Annotated in this window: 1 rRNA gene; it reads right to left on the bottom strand. The window is 54.2% G+C overall.

Features of this window, described 5'->3' with window-relative positions:
• Positions 1–19: 19 nt before the first annotated feature.
• Positions 20–1,473: ribosomal RNA gene (locus C9J03_RS26310) — 16S ribosomal RNA — on the bottom strand; the annotation flags it as partial.

Below are 1,473 nucleotides of genomic sequence, written 5' to 3' on the forward strand. Positions count from 1 at the left end.
TAAAACGCAGTCATATCGTTAAGGAGGTGATCCAGCCCCAGGTTCCCCTAGGGCTACCTTGTTACGACTTCACCCCAGTCATGAACCACACCGTGGTAAACGCCCTCCCGAAGGTTAAGCTATCTACTTCTGGTGCAGCCCACTCCCATGGTGTGACGGGCGGTGTGTACAAGGCCCGGGAACGTATTCACCGTGGCATTCTGATCCACGATTACTAGCGATTCCGACTTCATGGAGTCGAGTTGCAGACTCCAATCCGGACTACGACGTACTTTCTGGGATTCGCTCACCATCGCTGGTTGGCAGCCCTCTGTATACGCCATTGTAGCACGTGTGTAGCCCTACTCGTAAGGGCCATGATGACTTGACGTCGTCCCCACCTTCCTCCGGTTTATCACCGGCAGTCTCCCTGGAGTTCCCACCCGAAGTGCTGGCAAACAAGGATAAGGGTTGCGCTCGTTGCGGGACTTAACCCAACATTTCACAACACGAGCTGACGACAGCCATGCAGCACCTGTCTCAGCGTTCCCGAAGGCACTCCTCTATCTCTAAAGGATTCGCTGGATGTCAAGAGTAGGTAAGGTTCTTCGCGTTGCATCGAATTAAACCACATGCTCCACCGCTTGTGCGGGCCCCCGTCAATTCATTTGAGTTTTAATCTTGCGACCGTACTCCCCAGGCGGTCTACTTAACGCGTTAGCTCCGAAAGCCAGTGTTCAAGACACCAACCTCCAAGTAGACATCGTTTACGGCGTGGACTACCAGGGTATCTAATCCTGTTTGCTCCCCACGCTTTCGCATCTGAGCGTCAGTCTTTGTCCAGGGGGCCGCCTTCGCCACCGGTATTCCTTCAGATCTCTACGCATTTCACCGCTACACCTGAAATTCTACCCCCCTCTACAAGACTCTAGCCTGCCAGTTCCAAATGCTATTCCGAGGTTGAGCCCCGGGCTTTCACATCTGGCTTAACAAGCCGCCTGCATGCGCTTTACGCCCAGTAATTCCGATTAACGCTCGCACCCTCCGTATTACCGCGGCTGCTGGCACGGAGTTAGCCGGTGCTTCTTCTGTCGCTAACGTCAAACACATGCGCTATTAACGCATATGCCTTCCTCACGACTGAAAGTGCTTTACAACCCGAAGGCCTTCTTCACACACGCGGCATGGCTGCATCAGGGTTTCCCCCATTGTGCAATATTCCCCACTGCTGCCTCCCGTAGGAGTCTGGACCGTGTCTCAGTTCCAGTGTGGCTGATCATCCTCTCAGACCAGCTAGAGATCGTCGCCTTGGTGAGCTCTTACCTCACCAACTAGCTAATCTCACCTGGGCTAATCCTGACGCGAGAGGCCCGAAGGTCCCCCTCTTTGCTCCGAAGAGATTATGCGGTATTAGCCATCGTTTCCAATGGTTATCCCCCACATCAGGGCATATTCCCAGGCATTACTCACCCGTCCGCCGCTCGCCGCCCATAA

It is taken from the genome of Photobacterium gaetbulicola (genome assembly GCF_003025515.1).
GTDB lineage: Bacteria > Pseudomonadota > Gammaproteobacteria > Enterobacterales > Vibrionaceae > Photobacterium > Photobacterium gaetbulicola.